The sequence below is a fragment of the Galbibacter marinus genome (genome assembly GCF_000300875.1).
GTDB classification, from domain to species: Bacteria; Bacteroidota; Bacteroidia; order Flavobacteriales; family Flavobacteriaceae; genus Galbibacter; species Galbibacter marinus.
In genome coordinates this window covers 226,908-247,162 of record NZ_AMSG01000002.1, presented here as the reverse complement: position 1 = coordinate 247,162, position 20,255 = coordinate 226,908, and the positions used below count along the sequence as shown (strand labels likewise).

Below are 20,255 nucleotides of genomic sequence, written 5' to 3'. Positions count from 1 at the left end.
GATTTAAATGTGAAAATAGAACCAAAACAATGGTGTTTTTAATCCAATTGAGAATATTGCTACTCTAAAAGAATCTCACTACCATTTTTTAACATTTTTCCATTAAGCCTCAATGTATACTCTCACCATTACCTAAAAAGCGATTATCAGTCAAATCTACGAGCATTGGAGTAATACTGATTTTCCCTTGTTTTACTGCCCATCGGTCTGAACCTTCCTCTTCAGCTTCAATCGGGGTTACAGTGAACCAATAGTGATTTCTACCCATCGGATCCTTGCTGGCTATTACAGTTCCATCATAGTGACGAACAGCTTGTTTAGTCCAGATAATTTCTCCATCAGGTGAGTACGGGAAATTTATGTTGAGTAATTCTGGTTGATCCAGTGGGATTACATTAGATAATGCTTTATGTACGTGAGGCTCTAAGTTTCCAAAATCCACCTCATTGCTACTTAAGGAAACACTTAAAGCAATTCCTCTTTGATTAAATAACACTGCCTGCCTAGCAGCTGATAAGGTTCCAGAGTGCCATGCCGAATTACCTAAATTTGCCCCCATATTGATCCCTGATAGTACTAGGTCAAAATCTTTAAATAAATGTATTCCCATAGCTACACAATCAGCTGGCGTACCATTGACTCTATAGGCTTCAAGATCGTCAAAAACAATGGGAGATGTTTTATAAGTAATCGGCCTATTGGCTGTAATGGCATGCCCCATCGAAGACTGTTCAACATCTGGTGCCATTACAACAACCTCCCCAAAGGACGAGGCTACTTTTGCCAAACAGGCCAGTCCTGGACTATAAATTCCATCATCGTTTGTTACTAAAATTTTCATATCTTTTTTTTTATAATTGAACCTTTTTTTAAACTACAAAAACTTCAAACTGTACTTTAGCTCAAATCCAAAAATTTTGATCGTATTACAATCAAGCATTCGATATACAAACAGAATTGTTATTTGATTTAACTTTTACTGCCTTTAAAAGCGTCAATATTTTCTTTGTTTGAATTATCTATACGTCTATAAGAGCCATAGATTTGGGTGAACAATAAATCGAGAAATTATGAAAACAGAGTATTTAACACGCGAAGAATCCATTGACAAACTCAGAGAAATTATAGATAACAGCCCAGTGGGAATTATGCTTTCAAATTTAACTAGCATTCCTTTAGGAGCGAATCCCATGGAGGTTAAAACAGTTGATAATGACGGAGGTATTTGGTTTTTAAGTTCTGTAGTCAGTGACCATTACAGCAATATAATGGCTGATAAAAGAGTACAGTTAGTATTTAGTCACCCAGAAGAAATGCAGTTTTTAAGCATTTATGGCAGTGCGATAATTTACACCAACAAAACCCTTTTGGAAGAACTTTATACAGCCAGTGAAGACCAATGGTTCGATGGGGTAAACGATGTCAATTTAATAGGGATTAAGGTTGAGCCTTCCACTTCTTTTTACTGGGATAAGAAGCAGAACAAATTTGTAGAGTTTTTGAAAAATTTATTTAGTTCCGATTCTTCAAATGACAATGACAATGAGACCAAGGGAAGAATAAATCTTTAAGAATACTAGCTAAACTAACTATTTCCTTTCCTTATTTCATCCTTTGAATTATCTCAGAACCTCATAAGTAATGGATTTAAAGCTACCACCGTTGCTATCCTTAGCCGAACAGGCAGTAAGTGCGACAATTAAATCCATTTCTGCTTTAAATTCGATATAGTCTCCTGCCTTAGCCTTTGGAGGCAGTACGCGCAGAGAACCCTGAGCAGCTATGTCGACATGCATAAATAAATTGAAAGCCGTTGGTATGGCATCCTTATGTATGCCATACTTTTGTAACTCGTGGGAAAGGTTTCCTAAACAACTTGGTGAAGGATCATGAGAGTCGTAAAAATGAGCAAATGTTTTGGAATCACAAGGAGCCAGTAAAAAATCATTCCTACCGCAGGTATCCTCTACTATATATGCCATTCTATTGCTTCGATTACTCCAGATATAGTTCCCTTTGGTAATTAAAATAGATTCTTCGTAATCAAAGGTTTTTCCAGAGGACAATTTTTCATTGATGTCATGTTCATTAATGAGTATCATGTCAGAAACTTGTTTTCCTTCTGGATTATAAACTAATAGGCGTTGATCCTTTTTTAACTTAAAAGAAGCACCACTACGTGCTGGTATATGGTTAATCATTCAACTGGTTTTTCAAAATATGGACATTTCCAATTCTTATCAACTATTTTACCGCTGTATTGCATAGCCTCAGTCTGGGTGCCAAAATCTTTGAGCATAGGATTGATAGAACCTTGTAGGTTTTTATCTCTTTGTCGTATGCGCTTTTTTACATGATCAAAGACGCCCATTTTTCTTAACTTTTCAAATTGACTATGCCAGTTAAATACAAGAGAAACATACGGCATTCTTCTAGCCTTTCTCGGACTTTTTGGAAACATCCCTACGATATAAAATGCAGAACCAGCAATACTAAAGCTATAATTATTATCATGTAGCTTCTCACTTACTGAGGGATCCCAATCATAAGCATCCATTGCATTAAGTTTATAAAGCACATCCCAAAGAAACAATTCGAATTCTTCTACATCCTTTATTTCTAGATCTGGAAATACGGCAATCAATGAGGTAAAGACGTTTGAATCGGAATCTTTGGTCAGCACCCCATTTTCAATAAAAGTATATAATTTTTTTATTTCTTTAAATGAGCTACTTTCAAGTACGATGGTATCCACCGTGTTTTCATCTACTACAGACTGTGCCATCAAACATGGATGGTCTCCATCAACAATAAATTCTTTAATGGCCCTTGTTACTTTATTTCTTGGAAGATTAATAGAATTCATAACATACTTTTTTTAAATGTGTTAATACCTGTTCTTTAGTTAGAAAGGGTACCTTACTCAAATGTATTGTATATCAAAACTGCTTCTTAACTCATTCCACAAATTGCTTAACTAAAACACAATTTGAAGTGCATTAGTGTCTTCTCCTCTTGGATATATTACCCAAATTAAATTCTTGAGAGCTTTTAATACTAGACAATTCCTCCCACGAAATGGGAGTTGCGATGCTTCCATTAAGTGTAGCCCGAAGTGAATATGGACAAATGGTGGTTTGCCCATAAGAGTTTCTAGGATAGTCAATAAATATTTTACCATCCCTATCATCTTTTCTCATCTCAATGGTTAAAAGATCTGGATAAAGACCAATTAATTCTTCGGCAAGGTGTTTTACTTCTTCCCTTGACTGATCAAAGGTCTGGGTCCTACGTTTTGTATACCATAAATGCAGTCCATTTTTACCGCTAGTGGTCAATTTACAACGGATTCCTTTTTTATCTAAAAATTCCCGAATGACTTCCGCTGCATTTTTAAGTGAATTAAAGGAACCACTAGCAGGATCCAAATCAAAGACTACCTTGTCTGGTTTATTTAATTTATCGATCCTTGACAACCATGTATGGAATTCAATTGTTCCTTGATTGGCTAGGTACAGTAAGGTTTTTAGGTTGTTACACACCACGGATACATTTTTACCGTCATCCGTTTGTACCTCGACTGTTTTAATAAAATCAGGAAAATAGTCTGATGCATTTTTTTGAAAAAATCCCTGATGATTAACTCCATCAGGAAAACGTCGTAATGTCAGCGGCCTACCCTTTAAAAAAGGCATAATTTGACCTGAAAAGTTTTTATAATAGTTAATAACATCCAATTTGGAACTATTAGATTCTGGAAAAAGAATCTTATCAGGATTAGTAATATCTACACCGTGTATTTTCATTTTCTTCCTTCTTTTTCAATTTCTTTGATCGTTCTACCACTAACAACACTTTTGTTCTGTGTACTTACAGGATTTCTGCGCGCATCAGCATATTTATCGTCCTTTTTGATCAGTAGCCAATTCCCTTTTTGGGTTCCAGAGTCCATCTTCACTAGTGAGTACCCGCCTTGGATCTTTTTTCCATTTAGTAAAATTTCCATAACACCATTTTTATAGGCTGTAATGAGGGATTTATTCTCACTAGAATTATTACTGTAGGTTCCTTTATCCCAGATCATGACAGTACCTGCCCCATACTGATCCTCAGGAATAGTACCTTCAAAATCAGCGTATGTCATTGGATGATCCTCTGTTGGTATAGCCATTCGCTTTTGATTGGGATCTGTACTTGGACCTTTGGGAATGGACCATGATTTTAAAACACCATCGACCTCTAGCCTAAAATCATAATGTAAATTGGTCGCCTGATGCTTCTGAATAACAAAACGTTGACCTTTATGAGAACTTTGTTTATCATCTCCCCTTGGTTCCTTAGTTTTAGAAAAATCTCTTTTTTCATTATAGGTGTCAATATCCATGATTACAATACTTTAATTCGGAAGTTCACCAAAAACTACTAAAACATCTAGAGAAGGGTTCTTAACAAACCATTAAAATTAATAAACCAGTAGGCATTGGGTTAACTTTTCTAAGCATACGAGTTAAAAACAGCATATAATCTGCTTTAATCCTAGACATATGATGTTATATTGTCCTAAATTCTAGGGCGTTTGATAATTAATGGATATTATCTGAATATTAACCTGAAGACTTTCATTTTTCGGAACGCATACCGTAGCGCTTTTTTGTGACTTAGCAGGAAGATATCTCATAGTGATGGTAATTGTATCAATCACCCTACCTTCTCCTATTATTTGCCACCTAGTGATAACTTCTTCTGCGGTAGTATCCCCCGCATTTTTAACCACAACTTTATGCACCTTATGTTGAGAATCATAAAAAGTGCTTACCGTGAGATTAGGTGGAGAATTATTAGCAGTGAACATACTAAAGATGAGATATCCCATAAGTCCCAGTATTGTGATTACTCCGAATAGGAAGGTTACTCCCTTAACAAGATTCCGTGATTTATGATTTTTTTCCATCTTTAAATTACTTAATTAATAATCGACCAGCACTCGCACCGATGGTGGCTGGGATTGAAAGCACTATAGCTTTTGCTATTAGTAAGTTGAAATTACATTGACCACATTTACCCAATTCAAAGAAGTAAAGCAATAGAAATGAAATAATCAGGGCAGATAAATACGCTATAGCTAAATGAGATAAAATTTCTTTAAAACCTCGTTTAAGAGTATGAGTATTTTTAAAGTCACTAAAGTAAAAAATAATGAAACTCAGTGATAGATTAAACAGCACCATTAGCAATAAATGAAGCTTATTACTGGCAATAGCAATTTGTAAAATTTCTTCTGTTGGGGCAACAGATGCCGAAAAAAGGGTTGCTCCACAAAATGAAAGTATCCATAATTTCATTGTTGAAGGGTTCTTCTCTTTATCTTCTTTATCCTTGTTTTCTTTTTTGTGAGAATCTGATTGCTCTTCATCGCGCTCCTTTTCTTGTCCTAACTGCGCAGTTCCTACAGAAATTCCAATGGCTCCTATCATAGATTCTACAATTACTTTTCCCATAATTTCATCCGAGGACATTTCGAAGTTTATCATATTAATCAACCTTAAAAACAAGAATGTTACTATAAAAGCTATACCTATCTCTTCAGCGGATTCTTTTACAATATCCATAAATCTACTATCTGGCCTCATTCCTGCATATTTGTTATACCCAAGCAACATTACAAAGGTAAATACAACAAAGACAAACAATTTTTCATTTGAAGCAGTAATACCAACCCACCATAACTCCATGGTATAAAGTAAAGGGAGGCTGAATAACAACCCCCCGATAATTCCCCTCCCATATTCCTTGAGCGTAATAGTTTCTTCTTTATTGAGTATCATAACATCCCTTTACACTTTTTACGGACTTACTTGTTTTATATCGCTATGATCAAAAAGTTGGTTAGTTAAATAATCTTCGTTTTGAAAACTATTCAAATCCACAAATCTTGAAGGTTTAAGGAACAGTCATTTCCACAGTTACTTTTAAACAAAATTATCTGTGAAATGATATCCCTTTTTTAACATCAGTGTTCTAAATTAAAATATGCACTAAACCGAAATGGCTCTAAAAACAAAAAATGTTGACTCGATAAATTGAAACCACAGGAATTATAAGCCAATAGGTAGATATTAACGATAATTCTTGAGAGTTTTAGAAGAAAAAAACCTTAATGACTATATCATTAAGGTTTTTAAATAAGCTTTAAGAAATTAAAATCTGTTAGCACTAAACGATACCTAATCGTTCATAAGTCTCACTTAGAGCCTGGTAATCGTCTGTAATCACCAAAAGTTTATCATTTTCCATTAGTTGGGTTTTACCATTAGGAACAAAGAACAGTGAGCCACGTTTGACCATTACAACGATGGTTTTCTCTGGTAATCGAAGATCCATAAGGTGACTACCGTTCTCTAAAGCGACCTTGGTCACTTTAAGCTCAGAAGTAATTGATTTAATTTCATCTGAAAACTCTATATCAAAATTTTTCAATGCTTTTATCTTGGAAGGCTCTTCTACAAGACCTAACCATTTTGCCATGGGTGAAAGTGTGGTACCTTGTATAATTAGAGACACTAAAGTACAGAAGAATACTATATTGAACATCAATCTTGCATTGGGAACATCCGCGGCTAGTACCATAATGGCAAATATAATTGGAACAGCACCTCGCAATCCTACCCAAGAGATAAATGTCTTATCTTTCACAGACATTTTTGTAAAGGGCAATAAGCTTATAAATACGCTCAATGGTCTTGTCAATAGGATCATCACCAAACTTATAATAAGTCCTGGAACTATAATTTGAAGTAACTCAGTGGGATTAATCAATAAACCTAAAGTTAAGAACAGGAGTAACTGACTCATCCATGCCATTCCGTCAAAAAAGTTAACAGCTGAACGTTTGTGAACAAATCGGGAATTTCCAAGCACCAGCCCCCCTACATATACTGCCAAAAATCCATTTCCTTTAACAAAATAGGTAAAAGAAAATATGAAGATACAAAAGGTAAATACCATAATAGGATACAACGATTTGTTATCAATATCCATTTTATTAATGGCAAAGACAGCGAGTTTTCCAAGATAATAACCCGAAACGCACCCTACAATCAATTGAATCAAAAGGTTACCGAAGGCAAACAAGTAATTTGGCTCTGAATCCATCCCAACAATACCGATTAAGGTTATAGTTAAAACATAAGCCATAGGGTCATTACTTCCACTTTCTAGCTCAAGCATAGGTCGAAGGTTGTTCTTTAAATGCAATCCTTTTGATCTTAAAATGGAGAATACAGAAGCAGAATCCGTTGAGGACATTACTGAGGCTAACAGTAGGGACGCAAGTAAACCTATACCTGCAGCAGGCAATGTCAATCCAAGAATATACCAAACAGCTAATCCAGTAAAAATAGCGGTAAGTAATACACCAATAGTTGCAAGTATTACCCCTTGTTTTGCTATGGGTTTAATATCATCAATTTTTGTATCCATTCCACCTGAAAACAAAATAATACACAAGGCTACAGTCCCAATTGTTTGAGCAAGCTCTATATTTTCGAATTCTATCCCAAAACCATCACTACCAAAAAGCATTCCCACACCCAAAAATAGAAGTAAAGCAGGAACTCCAAATTTATATCCAGCCTTACCAGCTAAAATACTCAAGAAGAAAAGAATTGAAATTCCAAATAACACAAGCTCAACCGATACTCCCATATATTCAAATTTTAAAATCTATAAAAAATTGCGAACCGCAATATGCAAATTTAACTCACCCAATTACGGGATCGCTCTTACAAATAATTTAAACCTTGTTCAAAAACTTGGATTCTAACCTATGATAAACAATTATATAAAACTTCTATTTGCAATTATGACCACAAGGACTAGATAATTTGCGTTTTCAAATTTACACCAAAAATATCAATAAAATCTCTAACGAACTGGAGTTACGGTTTTTTTTTAACAAGTAAACTTCATGATTTCAATACTCTGTCGCCGCTATTTTTGGGAGTTATTTTCACATAAAACAGTTAATCTCAATAGGGTATAGATATCAGTGGCTGTGACATTCATTTTATGAATTGCTTGTCAAGCAATTAATGAAGTCTTTAAGACAAAAAACCCAACAAAATTATTCGAACAAACACTATTTATCACAGAAGCTTAAAAACCATATCCGGTAATTAAACAGATTAAAAACAGACCTTTTTGAAAGAATAAGAATAAAATGGATAAATAATTCTGAGCATCCATCAGGAATATAAATATCCTTACAACATTTTTATTCGTGGAACGATTTAGAAGAATCAGATTTTAAACTCATCAAAACCTTATCAATCCGAACACCATCCATATCGATGATTTCAAATGAATATGCACTGGTTTCAACCACATCACCTGTACGTGGCATTGATTTTAATTGATCGATAAGAAATCCTGAAATAGTAGAAAACCGCCCTGTATTGTCTTCGATCACTTTTTGAGAAAAAAATTGATTGAGTTCCCAAATTGGAGTTCTTCCACTAAGGAAATAGTCACCTCCTTTTCGCTGGGTGATATGTTTTTCTTCCTCGTGCTCATCTTCATCAGGCAAATCGCCCATTACAGCCTCAATTAGGTCATGGAGGGTTATAATGCCACGAACACTACCAAATTCATCAACGACCACTCCAAGATATTGCTTTTCATCTTTGAATTGGTTCAAAATTTTAAATGCTGGGGTATTTTGAATGATAAATATAGGTGAAGTCAAGATTTTATCCAAGGAAAAGTCAGGATCATTATAGCTATTCAGTAAGTCTTTTACATAAACAATTCCTTTTAATACATCTAAGCTACCCTCCCCTACTAGAAATCTTGAGTGCGCACTTTCCTTTATTTTATCAAAAATTTCCTCCTTAGTTGAATTGTAATCAATCCATTCAACTTCAAAACTGTGGGTCATAAGGGATTTGGCTGTCTGGTCGGTAAATGAAATCAAATTTTGCATAGCCTGACTTTCTTCTGTTTCCAATACCCCTTGCTTACCAGCCACTTTTAGAATAAACCTAAGTTCATCTTCACTAACCCTTTCAGCATCATTCTCCTTAATTCTAATTATTCGTAGAATAAGCTTAGTGGAAATAGATAATAATTTGACAAAAGGATAGGTTATCTTAGTAAAAACATTCACAATAGGTACGCAGAAAAGTGCAATGTTCTCTGGATTATTCATTGCAATAGTCTTTGGCACCAATTCACCTAAAACAATGGTAAAATAAGTTATTGTACCTATTACGACAATCATTGAAATCGAATCAACAGCACCACCTAAGAAAGAGAACTGGGATAAGAATTCTACCATATCACCTGTGAGAGTTGCCCCTCCGTACGCACCAGCTACAATACCAATTAAAGTTATCCCAACCTGCACTGAGGAAAGAAAATTTTCAGGGTTATCAAGAAGCCTGAGAACCAGTACTGCATTCTTATTACCATCATCTGCTTTATGCTGAATACGACTTTTATTCACAGAAACGAGTGCAATTTCTGATAGAGCAAAAAAACCATTGAGCAATGTTAAGATAAAGATAATGATCAGTTCCATAGGTTTTCTTTAATAATTATTCAAATATAGTGAAGTATGTGAGAATCTTTAACACATCTTTTATCAAGATGCATACTCTTCTCCCGAACATTGGTTCATGATTGTTAAAATAAAAAGGTGTAGCTTCTATTTCTAAATTTAGATAATATTATCCAGTGCTAGGTAAAATACCTTATTCAAGTCCTTTCATAGTAGCAACCGTCATCCCCCAAACAATAACACAGGAGAGAAATATCCCAATAGTATTAGCGAAAAAAGCCTGTTTTCTATCTAGCATAAGGAGGTAGGTAGCAATGGTTCCGGCATAGACTCCTGTCCCTGGAACTGGTAACATAACAAAGATGAGCAAGCCCCAAAAACCATATTTCATCACGTTTTTCTTAGCGCCTACTTTTGCTTTACGAGCTACGTATAAGGCTGATTTCTTGTAAAACCTCCATCTAAGAAAATAGTTATTTACCGAATCGAGAAAAAATAACATCATTGGGTATACTAAGATGTTTGCCCCAAAGCAAATCAAAAAAGCTACGTATATATTAATATCGTTAAAAACTGCATAAGGAATACCTACCTTAGCCTCCCCAAAGGGTGAAATACTCCATAGAATTGCAACTATTATATCTTGAATCACTGCTGATATTTTTTTGCAAAATTATTCTTTTAAATTCATTTTAGACTCTTTAAAAAAGAAATTGATCATAAATTTTGAAAGCTTTAACTTTTTACAACTATTTCTTGACAAGCCAAAAAACGATGCTACTTTCGAAATAGTATACTTTCCCCTATAAACCAAACAACTTTTCTAGGTGCGGCTCAATTCAATAACTCGAATAATTCAGAAATAACAACCTGGTAACGGCTTCGAATATTCAAAAAATAAAATAGAAAACGCTATCCTATTGTCGTATTATGATACAATCAAATAGATAGCGTTTACAATATGTCTTTAGGTAAATTTAAGAGTTATCTACCACATCTGCATCTGGCGCGTTGGTCTTAACTGATGAAATTCCATTTTCCATTCCACTGCTGGAAGAATACATTTCACTATTACCAATAACCTGACCGTTCGATGCTTTTAGATTAAAATAAGGACTTCCGTCTTTTGCCTCTAGTCGTTCGAACAAATCATCGTTCTGAGAGTTCGTCTTTACAGACTCAATTCCGTTTTCACAAGCAGATTTGGTGGTATACCCTTGACTACTTAGAATAACTTGACCATTAGAAGCTTTTAAGTTAAATCTGTACTTCCCTCCCTTGTCTACGTTTATTTCAAATTTTCCCATATTAATTATTTGTTTTTCTAAATATATTAATTTTTTTTGAAACTTTAACACTTCCCTTGTTAATGGGGTTGATGGAACATTGATTTGCACACTTCAACTTTAAGTTTCACTGCTTTGAGTTCGAACATCTTCTGTATTGATTTTACAGAGCTAGTAAGGCAGGCTAATGACAATAACTAAATGATTTGTTAACTTTACTTCGCAATTATAGAAAAATATGAATATACTAATATATGGTATTGGAGGAATTGGTGGTTACTTTGGAGGGAAGTTAGCCCTTACAGACCATCACATTACTTTTATAGCCAGAGGAAAACAATTAAAAGCCATTCAAGAAAATGGGCTAAAGGTAAAAAGCATTCTAGGAGATTTCCAATGCACACCAGATTTAGTAACAGATGACCTTAAACAAGTACCATGTCCAGATTTGGTGATCATGGGAGTCAAGAGTTGGCAACTTACTTCAGCTGCAAAGCAAATAGCTCCAATACTAGGTGAGAATTCCTTAGTGCTACCGCTTCAAAATGGTGTAGACAACCCAACAAAACTCATGGAGTATATCGATCAAAAACAAGTACTCAGTGGATTTTGTAATCTTATTAGCTATATAGAATCTCCAGGTGTGGTGTGTCACTTTGCTTTTAAGCCTACACTTACTTTCGCAGAGCTCGATAATACAAATTCCACTAGAATTCAAAAAATTGATGCTGTATTCCATCAAGCCGATATAAAAAGTATCATTCCAAAGGATATCCATCGAGAACTTTGGAAGAAATTTTTATTCATTACGACCATCAGTGCTATTGGAGGTTTATGTCGAGTTCCAATTGGTGAGTTGCGTGAGAGTTCGTATATTAATAGTCTTATGCGAAGTACAGCTCATGAAATCCTAAGTGTAGCAAAAGCAAAGCAGGTGGATTTACGAGCTGAGGATATTGAAAAAGTATTTCAGACAATTAGTGATTTAGATCCCATGAGTACAGCCTCAACCCAACGCGATTTAATGGCGGGAAAGCCTTCAGAATTAGAGACTTTCAATGGTTATATTGTGAAGCAGGCAAAAATGCACGGGATTTGCGTGCCAGTGAATGAAATGCTTTACCAATGCCTCCTACCCATGGAAAAGAAATCTAGAAGTGAATACTCAAAATAGATAATTGTTTATGATACCAGAAAAACTATTAATACACTACGGTGCTCATAATAAATTATATAAGAAAAATGATTTCATTTTTCAACAGGAGCATCGGGCGCATTTTTACTACCAAATAGTTTCAGGCGAGGTTAAAATGAACAACTTACGAGAGAATGGTAAGGAGTTTATACAAAGCTTTTTTTCTGCTCCCCAAAGTTTCGGAGAACCTCCGCTGTTTGCAGAGATCACCTATCCCGCAAATGCGGTGGCCACACAAGATTCTGAAATATTATGTCTAGGAAAGGAGCGTTTTTTGAAATTACTTTTAGAAAATCCAGAAATACATCTCGAGGTAACCACTGCCATTGCGTCCCGACTATATTATAAGGCCATAATGGCCTCGGAAATTTCTTCTCAGGAACCAGAACACTGTATCCTCCGGATCTTGGATTACCTAAAAGAAGATGTCTATAAATTAACAGAGCCATTTTCATTTAAAGTTGATCTAACACGACAGCAAATTGCAGATCTTACTGGTCTACGTGTGGAAACCATTATTAGAGCAACTAAATCACTGGAAAAGAAAAATGAAATTCAGATAAAAAATAGAAAGATTTACCGCTAGTAAACTGCGCAGGTTTAAATCGATTATTAAGGATCTTTTGATTATGACTCAGATCATAAAAAAGCATGTAAAATCAGCCTAATTTTACATCAACTTAAAATTCGATACAATGACACTATATAACAAATATCTTAAAATTTTCGAGAAGTCTTTTTATCTGTATATTTCATTCGGAATATTACTCTCTAGTTGCGTTGGAGGGGTGGCAGCAATGCTTGTTCTAATGAATGGAAGTGGACCATTAGAAATGTTTGAACTATTTCTTATCACGTGTGTAGCAATGGGATACAACACTGCTGTATTAGCGGATTTAAAGCCCAAAATAACATATAATATATTGCTTGGTAGTGTAGGAGTTAGTCTGCTTATTATTCTTTTGAATATTTTTTAACTATCATTGTAGAAACGGTGCTAGTATAATTATTTTGATAATAAAATTATGAGTAAATCTGATATTACCAACCTTGATGATGTAAAGCGATTAGTTGATGTTTTTTATGGAAAGGTACGGAGAGATGCGCTCCTATCTCCGATTTTCGAAAAGGCTATAGGAGACCATTGGGATACTCATTTAAACAAGATGTATCAGTTTTGGCAAACTGTACTATTAGAGGAACACACCTATTACGGTTCACCATTTCTACCACATACAAAGCTACCCATAAAAAAAGAACATTTTCAGCAGTGGTTACTATTGTTTAATGCGACTTTAAAAGCTGAGTTTAACGGAGAAGTTGCAGAAGAAGCAAGTTGGAGAGCTCACAAAATGGCAGAAATGTTTCAGTTAAAACTTCAATACATGGAAGAAAATAACTCCAAACCACTTATATAAATACCAGTTTAATAACCTCCTCCTTTTCAAGATTGTTAGGATTTTAAATACTCATATACGGGAGGACAAACACCCCAATACTTTCTTAGTTATAGGATGTATTGGGGTTGTTATTTCTAAACACATTGGTCACAGATTCCCTTTGCGGTAAAGTTTAAATCATGGATCTGATATCCAGTAGGTAGTGAAACATTCGGGATTTGTTGGTCCCTAAGGCAGCTTGTTTTTTTACATCGCTCGCAATAGAAATGTAAGTGCTGATCCTTGTGCTGATTCTCTTGACAATTACTTTGACACAGCGCATAGGCCATTACCCCATTTCCTTGTTCAATGGCATGAGCCACCCCTTTTTTTTCAAATGTTTTAACAGTACGATAAATGGTCGTACGATCCACTGGGATTTCTAAAGAACTATTGGTTAAAAACATCGTCTCAATATCAGTAAGCGAAATAGCACCTTTAGCCTCCTTTAATATATTATATACAAGCAAACGCATCGCCGTGGGACGTATCTTTTTTTCTTGTAATCGATCTTCAATTAAGTCTGTATCCATAATATTTTATTTTAATTCTTAAACCACAAAAAATTTCTGTGTACTTAAAAAGGTAAAAACAATTATCCTTCAATTCCTTCTGGGCTCAAATCGCTCTCCACCCCTTCTCGGTATTCTTAACAAAGGTACTGATTTCAATACAATTACCTCTGAAAACTAAGGGACAAAAAGGTTAAATAGTGCTATTTAAAACAAAGCTTTTTCTAAAGCTCAAAGCTCTTTTTCTACCACACCACAATGTAACATGCTTTCCACTTTGGATTATATCATAAGACAAGGCATTAATAAAGAACGCCTATCGGCAAAAGGATATGGGGAATCACAATTATTAAACGAATGTTCCAATGGTGTCCCATGTACAGAAAAAGATCATCAAAAAAATAGACGTAGTGAATTTATCATTGTAGAATAAGCCGTTAACTAAAACGGATACAAACAAGAAGCGCGCCCTCAAGTTCAAACGAGAACTAGAGGGCACGCTTCTTAATACTGATGAAGTTACTCTCCTATCTGTAAAGGGTTAAATAATCTATTTAATCGTTGATAACCCTATCTACAATATGGATAATACCATTGGTGGCTTTTATATCTTTTATTACAATTCTAACATTGCCATTTATAATCACATCTGTACCGTCTTGGGTAAAATTAAGAGTAGACTGAGAACCGGTTGTTGCGCTTTGTTGTTCTACAAGCTCCGCAGCAGATAACTCCCCTCCTACTACATGACCTGCTATGAGTGCATTCAAAGCCAAACCAGATGGCAAAGTTCCAAATGAAGTAAAGGCATTATTATTTGGTGCAAAAACGGTAAATGGCCCATCTTCCTCGTCGTCTAATCCAAAGTCATAGTTAGATAGAACCTGATTCAAGGTACTTAAATCATTTCGGCTAGCTATAATTTGTGCTACAGTTTGTGTTGGCTCAACCTCTTCTTGCAGTGTTTTAACTTCCAATACATTACTAAACTCAGATACATTCTCTGAATTATCAATAGCCCGCACCCTAAATTGATAATTAGTATCAGGATCAAGATTAGAAATATTAAAACTCGTATTTGATGTATTTCCTATACTTGTATCACCGTTGTAAACCTCATAAGCATCTACAGCCTCATTATCTGTGGAGGCTGACCAATTTAATACTAAAGAAGTTGCAGTGATCTCGTTGGCATTTAAATTTGTAGGAGAGCTAGGAGCCTCCGTATCTTGATCACTTGATGTTGTAACACTGACAGTATTGGATGCTTCAGATAAATTCCCCGCTGCATCGGTGGCTATGATATAAAATTCATACTGCGTACTTGCGATAAGACCACTAACATCAAAGGTAGTTTCACCATCAGTTAAACCAATTGAACTACCATCTTGGAAGACCTGGTAATCGACCACCTCAACATTATCCGTTGAAGTTTCCCAACTAAGTGTTACTGAGCCTTCAGTAAGTTTAGACGTCGCCAAGTTACTTGGCGCTGTTGGGCTTTGGGTATCCGCATCCTCTGGGGTTGCAACAGAAAGTGTTTCACTAGGATCAGAGGTGTTTTCCATAGCATCCATGGCGATTATGTAAAATTCATACATGTTCGATGGAGATAGACCATCAATTGTATGGCTCGTCTTATTCCCTACCGTTGCATAAGATTCCCCATCTAGAAATATCTCATAACCAGTCACCTCCACATTATCAATAGCAGCATCCCATGACAAGGTTAAGCTTTCAGGTGTTATTTCACTAGCCTTTAAACCAGTTACCACACTCGGCTTCTCATTATCAAGAAAAGACTCTAATTTGTCCTTATCATCACAGGAAATCTGCAATAAAATTAGCAAGCAAACAGCCAAGAAGCTGATGCGTCCAACTACATTTTTCATAAAAATCTTGTTAATTTATTAAACGTACATTATAGTGTTAAATGATTATTCTATGTACGCCATTTATGAAGGCAAGGACTATGGATTTTGGATTTTAACACAGTAAAACCCAAAGTTTTACAAGAAAACCTTAATTTTAACATTTGAAAAGTACCCTAAGGGGTATTTTACCTTCCTTTAGACTTTCCTTTTCTCCATAGATAATAAAAAATGGCTAATGCAACTGGCACCAGTATAAAGATGATAATATTATTGATATCAGTAAAATCAATCGGTTCGTTATCACTAGGTTTTGGGATTCCTTCTGGGGCTTGATAACTCATTATAAAAACATATAAACTTGTGAGCATAACTGACGATTTTAACTTTCTAAAAAGCATTAGATTCATCACAAAAGATAGGCATTTATAGAGTTTCAACCAAGATGTTCCTAGTTTATTTTTTTGTTAATTCTCCATAAAATTCAAAACATATTATTACTTTGGTCGTTAGAACTAATCAAAAATCTACAAGTTTTAAAAATGCTATCCATCCTACACAAAAAACGACTGCTCCCCGAATTATTACAAGATCACATAGATATTCATTGCCACTTAATACACGATATCGATGATGGGCCTAAGACCCTTGAGGATTCTTACCTTCTGGTTAAAAGGGCTATGGAGTTAGGAATCAAAGGTTTTATTGCTACGCCTCATATAATGGCTGATATGTATCCTAACACCCCTCAAAATATCAGTGCTAAATACGATGAACTCAAACTTCACTTACAGCAGAAAGATTGTTTGCCTAAGGTGTTTAAAGTAGCAGCCGAATACATGGTTGATGACAACTTTGAGATTCAACTCAACGACAAAAATTTATTGCTATTAAGCGAACGTTATGTCCTTATAGAATTCCCATTTATTCAAATCCCCATGAATATTGAATTTATTATTGACAGTCTCTTCGCCCATGAGTATATACCTGTTTTAGCACATCCAGAACGCTATCGTTACTTCCATGAACAAGGTGATTTTCTAACCCTTTTAAAACAAAAAGGGTGTAAATTTCAAATCAACGCTTTATCCCTTAGTACTTATTATGGTAATAGCATTCATAAATCCGCTATGAACTTATTGGATGAAGGATTCTACTCTTTCTTAGGCACCGATATTCACAATCAAATGCACCTTGACAAATTATCAGAAATTAAGGTAAAAAAGAACATGGAAAAATTAATCGTTCCCTTGATTGAAAATAACAAAAATATTTTTACCTAAACCTGCTATCCCCTCTTTAGCCAAGAACGTTTGGAAGTTCCCTCCACTGCGTAACCATAGCCCAATTTTGCTCCATATCCAAGATTGGAATACTTTACATCATTAAGCACTAGGAACAAGTTTGGTAATTTCTTTTCTTGATGTAACTCATCAATAAAATCCAAAAGTGGTTTTTCAGAATAATTCGCTCGTACAATATATAATACTCTATCAGCATATTTACCAATTAACAAAGTATCGGTTACTGGCAAAGAAGGTGCGGTATCAACAATGATCACATCATATTGTGTTTTCAGGGTTTCAAACAAGATTTCAAGGCGTGAATCCATTAATAGTTCTGCTGGATTAGGAGGTATTTTGCCAGAGTGCACCAAATCCAAGTTCTTCTGCGATAATACCGGCTGAATCAAGTCCTCAACCTCTATATCACCGTTGAGGTATTCAGATAATCCTGGCCCTGGTTTAGCACGTGTAAAAGAATTTAAACCTGGTTTTCTAATGTCCGCTCCGATGAGCAACACCCGTTTATGGGAAAGGGCATAAATCGAGGCTAAATTTTGTGCAACAAAGGACTTCCCTTCCCCAGGTATGGAGGATGTTACAAAGATCACCTCCCCTTTACCATGTCCATTAGAGGATCTCATGTAATCGATATTAGTTCGAAGGATTCTAAAGGATTCTGCCAATATAGAACGATCATTATCCTTTATCATCATTTTACTATTGTGTTCAACATGTGGTAGCTGGGCCAATACCCTTGAAGATGGGACCTCACTAGTCACATCTTCTTTGGTTCGAATCTTAGTATCAAAAAGTTCTTTACCATAAATCACACCAAATGGAATAATGAGCCCTAACATCAATGCCGCAAAATAAACTTTTGTACCAGAAGATATAGGATTGAAGCTACTATAAGCTGGCTCAATTACCTTTGAGTTAGGTGAGGTAGCAGCCATAGAAATCGCAGATTCCTCCCTTTTTTGTAACAGGTATAGATAAATTGCTTCTTTAATATCTTGTTGACGTTGAATATCCCTGTTTTGACGCTCCTGTCCAGGTACTGCAGAAATTCTCGCATTGATTAATTGCTCCCTAGCTTGAAGATTTCTAGACTGTATATTCAAGGTGGATTCCAAATTGTTTAAATTCTGAAGCATGGTGGCTTTTAGACCATTTAGTTGCTGATCTAGCTGAACTACAACTGGGTTATTCTCCCCTGAAGCCTTCAAGAGTCTTTGACGCTCTAAGACAAGTTCATTATACGTGCTTGTGACTGAAGCCACGTTTTGATCTGACAACCCGACATTGCTCGGTAAGAGCTCAAAATTATCCTGATCCTCAAGATAAGAAGACATATAACTAACTGTGTTTAATTGTGTTCCTAATTGGATAAGTTGTTGTTCATTCTGAGCCCCAGTTTCAAGAAAAATTCCAGCTTCGGATTGAATATCTGTAAGTTTATTACCTACCTTAAACCTTTCCTTTGTAACATCTACCTCAGATAGATCAGCTGAGATAAGTTTAATACGATCATCGATAAAAGTTGCAGTAGCTTTAGCCACTTGATTCTTTTCATCTACGGAATTTTTGTTGTACACCTTGACCAAGGTATTGACAATATCCTTGGCTTTTTCTTGTACGGGATCTTTTAAATAAATTGAAAGAATATTAGATCCTTTACTAATGGGATACACTGAAATTCGATTCTTATACTTCTCCCGCACTTTACGAACAGGGGTAATAACTACCTCGAGTGTTTTACCAATGAATTTATCAAATTGCGTTCCACTGGGAATAACGATCAGATTACCTGCTCTGGTTTGAATGGTTTCACCAAACAGGTAGGTTTTAGGGGTTCCGTCTTCAACACTGTACTGATATTCTGTTTTGGAAGAAATATGAATATTAAATTTATCCGCGATGTTTTCAAGGATAGAATCTGAGATCAAAAAATTCAACTTTACAGGTGGGTCATTATAAACCTCAGCCTTTGTAATTCTACCTTTGGTAAAAAATTGTACCTGAAGATTTAATCGTTCTACCACCTCTTGCATTATGGCTCGGGATTTTAAAACCTGTATTTCTCCCTCGACCATAGTTGAATTAGTGCTGTTACCTGAGAGTCCTGCTAAAAGTGTAGCGTCTGGAGATAAATTATTTTCATCCACGATCATAATGGTCGCCGAAGCATCATATGAGGGTACGGTGTATCTTTGGTAGACAAAGGCTATAATCAAGCATATTAAAGGAACAATTATAAACCAGTACCAGTTTCTTAGATAAGGTTTTAGCACATCTTTAAGCACAAGTTTAGGTGCCCTTAAATCATCATTGTTTTTTCCTACGGTGTTCATCGAATAAGCGCAATTACGGTGGTTAGAATAATAGAGAAAACAGATAAGCCAATGGTTAGTCTGCTATCTAAATTTGATGTTCTTACTACAGAATTATTTGGTTCTACATAGACCACATCATTCTGGGTGAGATAATAAACGGGCGAATTCACAAATTCTTTACTGGTTAAATCTACCCTAGTATAGGTTTTCACGCCATCAAAATCACGTATTATTAATACATTTTTGCGTTTTCCTTTTATATCTAGATCCCCCGCCAAACCAATAGCTTCTAGTAGGGTAATACGTTCGCTTTCTACCATATAGGTGCCAGGTTTATGAACTTGACCCAGGACGGTGACTCTAAAGTTTTTAATCCTTATATTGACAATAGGATCCTTTAAGTAGCCCCCCTCTACAAGTCGCTCTTTAAAAAGCTCTTTAGCATCGGTGGTAGAGAGTCCTAGAAGTTTGATTTTACCAAGAACAGGAAAATCTATATTCCCTTGCTTGTCAATTACATATTCGAGTTCTCTTATGTTTTGCCCAGCACCAATAGTGAGATTAAAAGGGGCTGTCGCTTCCATATCAAAACTTGAAATATAAATGCTGACAATGTCATCTATTTTAAATTTAGGTTCAAAGGTATTTGTGACAACCTCTGTTTCAAAGGGTCGTGCATTTTGTAAATACACGATATTTTTTCTTGAACCACAGCCTATAAACATAAAGAGCACAGCAATTCCAAGACTAAATTTAATCAACTTATAATACATAGTA

22 protein-coding genes and 1 pseudogene are annotated in these 20,255 nt (G+C 35.4%); 7 read left to right on the top strand and 16 right to left on the bottom strand.

The window, feature by feature from the left end; translation table 11 throughout:
* Nucleotides 1–109: 109 nt before the first annotated feature.
* Nucleotides 110–841 (bottom strand): 5'/3'-nucleotidase SurE, encoded by a 732-nt coding sequence (gene surE / locus I215_RS02850; protein WP_008990444.1) that lies wholly within the window; start codon nt 839–841, stop codon nt 110–112.
* 229 nt (nt 842–1,070) lie between these two features.
* Here surE and I215_RS02845 point away from each other — a divergent pair, with 229 nt between their 5' ends.
* Nucleotides 1,071–1,571: a pyridoxamine 5'-phosphate oxidase family protein gene (locus tag I215_RS02845; RefSeq protein ID WP_008990443.1), complete on the top strand. Its 501-nt coding sequence runs from the start codon at nt 1,071–1,073 to the stop codon at nt 1,569–1,571.
* Nucleotides 1,572–1,619: 48 nt separating this feature from the next.
* Here I215_RS02845 and I215_RS02840 read toward each other — a convergent pair whose 3' ends face one another.
* The 10 genes from I215_RS02840 to I215_RS02795 form a co-directional block, all read right to left on the bottom strand.
* The gene (locus tag I215_RS02840; RefSeq protein ID WP_008990442.1) at nt 1,620–2,201 is read right to left on the bottom strand and encodes a DUF1989 domain-containing protein; all 582 of its coding nucleotides are present in this window, start codon (nt 2,199–2,201) and stop codon (nt 1,620–1,622) included.
* Nucleotides 2,198–2,866: a guanitoxin biosynthesis heme-dependent pre-guanitoxin N-hydroxylase GntA gene (gntA, locus tag I215_RS02835; RefSeq protein ID WP_008990441.1), complete on the bottom strand. Its 669-nt coding sequence runs from the start codon at nt 2,864–2,866 to the stop codon at nt 2,198–2,200. The genes I215_RS02840 and gntA overlap by 4 nt, the downstream gene beginning before the upstream one ends.
* Before the next feature lie 133 nt (nt 2,867–2,999).
* Nucleotides 3,000–3,806, bottom strand: a complete 807-nt coding sequence (gene ligD / locus I215_RS02830; protein ID WP_008990440.1) for a non-homologous end-joining DNA ligase — start codon at nt 3,804–3,806, stop codon at nt 3,000–3,002.
* On the bottom strand, nt 3,803–4,384 hold the full coding sequence (locus I215_RS02825; protein ID WP_008990439.1) for a DNA polymerase ligase N-terminal domain-containing protein: 582 nt from the start codon (nt 4,382–4,384) through the stop codon (nt 3,803–3,805). The genes ligD and I215_RS02825 overlap by 4 nt, the downstream gene beginning before the upstream one ends.
* A gap of 183 nt (nt 4,385–4,567) precedes the next feature.
* Nucleotides 4,568–4,951 carry a hypothetical protein gene (locus tag I215_RS02820; protein WP_008990438.1) on the bottom strand — a complete coding sequence of 128 codons (384 nt, stop codon included), beginning with the start codon at nt 4,949–4,951 and terminating at the stop codon, nt 4,568–4,570.
* Nucleotides 4,952–4,958: 7 nt separating this feature from the next.
* Nucleotides 4,959–5,825 carry a TIGR02587 family membrane protein gene (locus tag I215_RS02815; RefSeq protein WP_008990437.1) on the bottom strand — a complete coding sequence of 289 codons (867 nt, stop codon included), beginning with the start codon at nt 5,823–5,825 and terminating at the stop codon, nt 4,959–4,961.
* Between the two features lie 388 nt (nt 5,826–6,213).
* A complete protein-coding gene (locus I215_RS02810; protein ID WP_008990436.1) occupies nt 6,214–7,704 on the bottom strand; it encodes a potassium/proton antiporter in 1,491 nt (496 codons plus the stop codon).
* 568 nt (nt 7,705–8,272) lie between these two features.
* The gene (locus I215_RS02805) at nt 8,273–9,577 is read right to left on the bottom strand and encodes a hemolysin family protein (RefSeq protein WP_008990435.1); all 1,305 of its coding nucleotides are present in this window, start codon (nt 9,575–9,577) and stop codon (nt 8,273–8,275) included.
* Nucleotides 9,578–9,749: 172 nt separating this feature from the next.
* Nucleotides 9,750–10,208: a COG2426 family protein gene (locus I215_RS02800; RefSeq protein WP_008990434.1), complete on the bottom strand. Its 459-nt coding sequence runs from the start codon at nt 10,206–10,208 to the stop codon at nt 9,750–9,752.
* Between the two features lie 325 nt (nt 10,209–10,533).
* Nucleotides 10,534–10,863: a YegP family protein gene (locus I215_RS02795; RefSeq protein WP_040459735.1), complete on the bottom strand. Its 330-nt coding sequence runs from the start codon at nt 10,861–10,863 to the stop codon at nt 10,534–10,536.
* A 217-nt stretch (nt 10,864–11,080) separates the two neighbouring features.
* Between I215_RS02795 and I215_RS02790 the strand changes: the two genes are divergently transcribed.
* The 4 genes from I215_RS02790 (at nt 11,081) to I215_RS02775 (ending at nt 13,455) form a co-directional block, all read left to right on the top strand.
* Nucleotides 11,081–12,016 carry a ketopantoate reductase family protein gene (locus tag I215_RS02790; protein WP_008990432.1) on the top strand — a complete coding sequence of 312 codons (936 nt, stop codon included), beginning with the start codon at nt 11,081–11,083 and terminating at the stop codon, nt 12,014–12,016.
* A 10-nt stretch (nt 12,017–12,026) separates the two neighbouring features.
* On the top strand, nt 12,027–12,623 hold the full coding sequence (locus I215_RS02785; protein WP_008990431.1) for a Crp/Fnr family transcriptional regulator: 597 nt from the start codon (nt 12,027–12,029) through the stop codon (nt 12,621–12,623).
* Between the two features lie 109 nt (nt 12,624–12,732).
* A complete protein-coding gene (locus I215_RS02780) occupies nt 12,733–13,014 on the top strand; it encodes a hypothetical protein (protein ID WP_008990430.1) in 282 nt (93 codons plus the stop codon).
* Nucleotides 13,015–13,062: 48 nt separating this feature from the next.
* Complete coding sequence (locus I215_RS02775) at nt 13,063–13,455, top strand: group III truncated hemoglobin (RefSeq protein ID WP_008990429.1); 393 nt, start codon at nt 13,063–13,065, stop codon at nt 13,453–13,455.
* 116 nt (nt 13,456–13,571) lie between these two features.
* On the opposite strand, the gene I215_RS02770 is transcribed toward I215_RS02775, so the two are convergent.
* On the bottom strand, nt 13,572–14,009 hold the full coding sequence (locus I215_RS02770) for a Fur family transcriptional regulator (RefSeq protein ID WP_008990428.1): 438 nt from the start codon (nt 14,007–14,009) through the stop codon (nt 13,572–13,574).
* 250 nt (nt 14,010–14,259) lie between these two features.
* Between I215_RS02770 and I215_RS16095 the strand changes: the two are divergent.
* Nucleotides 14,260–14,421: pseudogene (locus I215_RS16095) on the top strand (OmpA family protein); the annotation flags it as partial.
* 121 nt (nt 14,422–14,542) lie between these two features.
* On the opposite strand, the gene I215_RS02765 reads toward I215_RS16095, so the two are convergent.
* Together I215_RS02765 and I215_RS16090 are read right to left on the bottom strand one after the other, a co-directional pair.
* Nucleotides 14,543–15,880: a fibronectin type III domain-containing protein gene (locus I215_RS02765; RefSeq protein WP_008990426.1), complete on the bottom strand. Its 1,338-nt coding sequence runs from the start codon at nt 15,878–15,880 to the stop codon at nt 14,543–14,545.
* A gap of 167 nt (nt 15,881–16,047) precedes the next feature.
* Nucleotides 16,048–16,230, bottom strand: coding sequence for a hypothetical protein (locus I215_RS16090; protein ID WP_040459734.1), 183 nt, complete (start codon nt 16,228–16,230; stop codon nt 16,048–16,050).
* A 171-nt stretch (nt 16,231–16,401) separates the two neighbouring features.
* On the opposite strand from I215_RS16090, the gene I215_RS02755 reads away from it, so the two are divergent.
* The gene (locus I215_RS02755; protein WP_008990425.1) at nt 16,402–17,142 is read left to right on the top strand and encodes a tyrosine-protein phosphatase; all 741 of its coding nucleotides are present in this window, start codon (nt 16,402–16,404) and stop codon (nt 17,140–17,142) included.
* 5 nt (nt 17,143–17,147) lie between these two features.
* On the opposite strand, the gene I215_RS02750 is transcribed toward I215_RS02755, so the two are convergent.
* Both I215_RS02750 and I215_RS02745 read right to left on the bottom strand, forming a co-directional pair.
* Nucleotides 17,148–19,496, bottom strand: a complete 2,349-nt coding sequence (locus I215_RS02750) for a GumC family protein (protein ID WP_008990424.1) — start codon at nt 19,494–19,496, stop codon at nt 17,148–17,150.
* Nucleotides 19,493–20,251 (bottom strand): polysaccharide biosynthesis/export family protein, encoded by a 759-nt coding sequence (locus I215_RS02745; protein WP_008990423.1) that lies wholly within the window; start codon nt 20,249–20,251, stop codon nt 19,493–19,495. The genes I215_RS02750 and I215_RS02745 overlap by 4 nt, the downstream gene beginning before the upstream one ends.
* Between the last annotated feature and the right edge of the window lie 4 nt (nt 20,252–20,255).

Bases quoted from the DNA above. Each gene is read 5' to 3' on its own strand.
- I215_RS02750 (WP_008990424.1), bottom strand. From the start codon at position 19,496: ATGAACACCGTAGGAAAAAACAATGATGATTTAAGGGCACCTAAACTT.
- I215_RS02780 (WP_008990430.1), top strand. From the start codon at position 12,733: ATGACACTATATAACAAATATCTTAAAATTTTCGAGAAGTCTTTTTAT.
- I215_RS02785 (WP_008990431.1), top strand. From the start codon at position 12,027: ATGATACCAGAAAAACTATTAATACACTACGGTGCTCATAATAAATTA.
- surE (WP_008990444.1), bottom strand. From the start codon at position 841: ATGAAAATTTTAGTAACAAACGATGATGGAATTTATAGTCCAGGACTG.
- I215_RS02840 (WP_008990442.1), bottom strand. From the start codon at position 2,201: ATGATTAACCATATACCAGCACGTAGTGGTGCTTCTTTTAAGTTAAAA.
- I215_RS02745 (WP_008990423.1), bottom strand. From the start codon at position 20,251: ATGTATTATAAGTTGATTAAATTTAGTCTTGGAATTGCTGTGCTCTTT.
- I215_RS02765 (WP_008990426.1), bottom strand. From the start codon at position 15,880: ATGAAAAATGTAGTTGGACGCATCAGCTTCTTGGCTGTTTGCTTGCTA.
- I215_RS02795 (WP_040459735.1), bottom strand. From the start codon at position 10,863: ATGGGAAAATTTGAAATAAACGTAGACAAGGGAGGGAAGTACAGATTT.
- I215_RS02770 (WP_008990428.1), bottom strand. From the start codon at position 14,009: ATGGATACAGACTTAATTGAAGATCGATTACAAGAAAAAAAGATACGT.
- ligD (WP_008990440.1), bottom strand. From the start codon at position 3,806: ATGAAAATACACGGTGTAGATATTACTAATCCTGATAAGATTCTTTTT.
- I215_RS02775 (WP_008990429.1), top strand. From the start codon at position 13,063: ATGAGTAAATCTGATATTACCAACCTTGATGATGTAAAGCGATTAGTT.
- I215_RS02815 (WP_008990437.1), bottom strand. From the start codon at position 5,825: ATGATACTCAATAAAGAAGAAACTATTACGCTCAAGGAATATGGGAGG.
- I215_RS02790 (WP_008990432.1), top strand. From the start codon at position 11,081: ATGAATATACTAATATATGGTATTGGAGGAATTGGTGGTTACTTTGGA.
- I215_RS02845 (WP_008990443.1), top strand. From the start codon at position 1,071: ATGAAAACAGAGTATTTAACACGCGAAGAATCCATTGACAAACTCAGA.
- I215_RS16090 (WP_040459734.1), bottom strand. From the start codon at position 16,230: ATGCTCACAAGTTTATATGTTTTTATAATGAGTTATCAAGCCCCAGAA.
- I215_RS02810 (WP_008990436.1), bottom strand. From the start codon at position 7,704: ATGGGAGTATCGGTTGAGCTTGTGTTATTTGGAATTTCAATTCTTTTC.
- gntA (WP_008990441.1), bottom strand. From the start codon at position 2,866: ATGAATTCTATTAATCTTCCAAGAAATAAAGTAACAAGGGCCATTAAA.
- I215_RS02825 (WP_008990439.1), bottom strand. From the start codon at position 4,384: ATGGATATTGACACCTATAATGAAAAAAGAGATTTTTCTAAAACTAAG.
- I215_RS02755 (WP_008990425.1), top strand. From the start codon at position 16,402: ATGCTATCCATCCTACACAAAAAACGACTGCTCCCCGAATTATTACAA.
- I215_RS02805 (WP_008990435.1), bottom strand. From the start codon at position 9,577: ATGGAACTGATCATTATCTTTATCTTAACATTGCTCAATGGTTTTTTT.
- I215_RS02820 (WP_008990438.1), bottom strand. From the start codon at position 4,951: ATGGAAAAAAATCATAAATCACGGAATCTTGTTAAGGGAGTAACCTTC.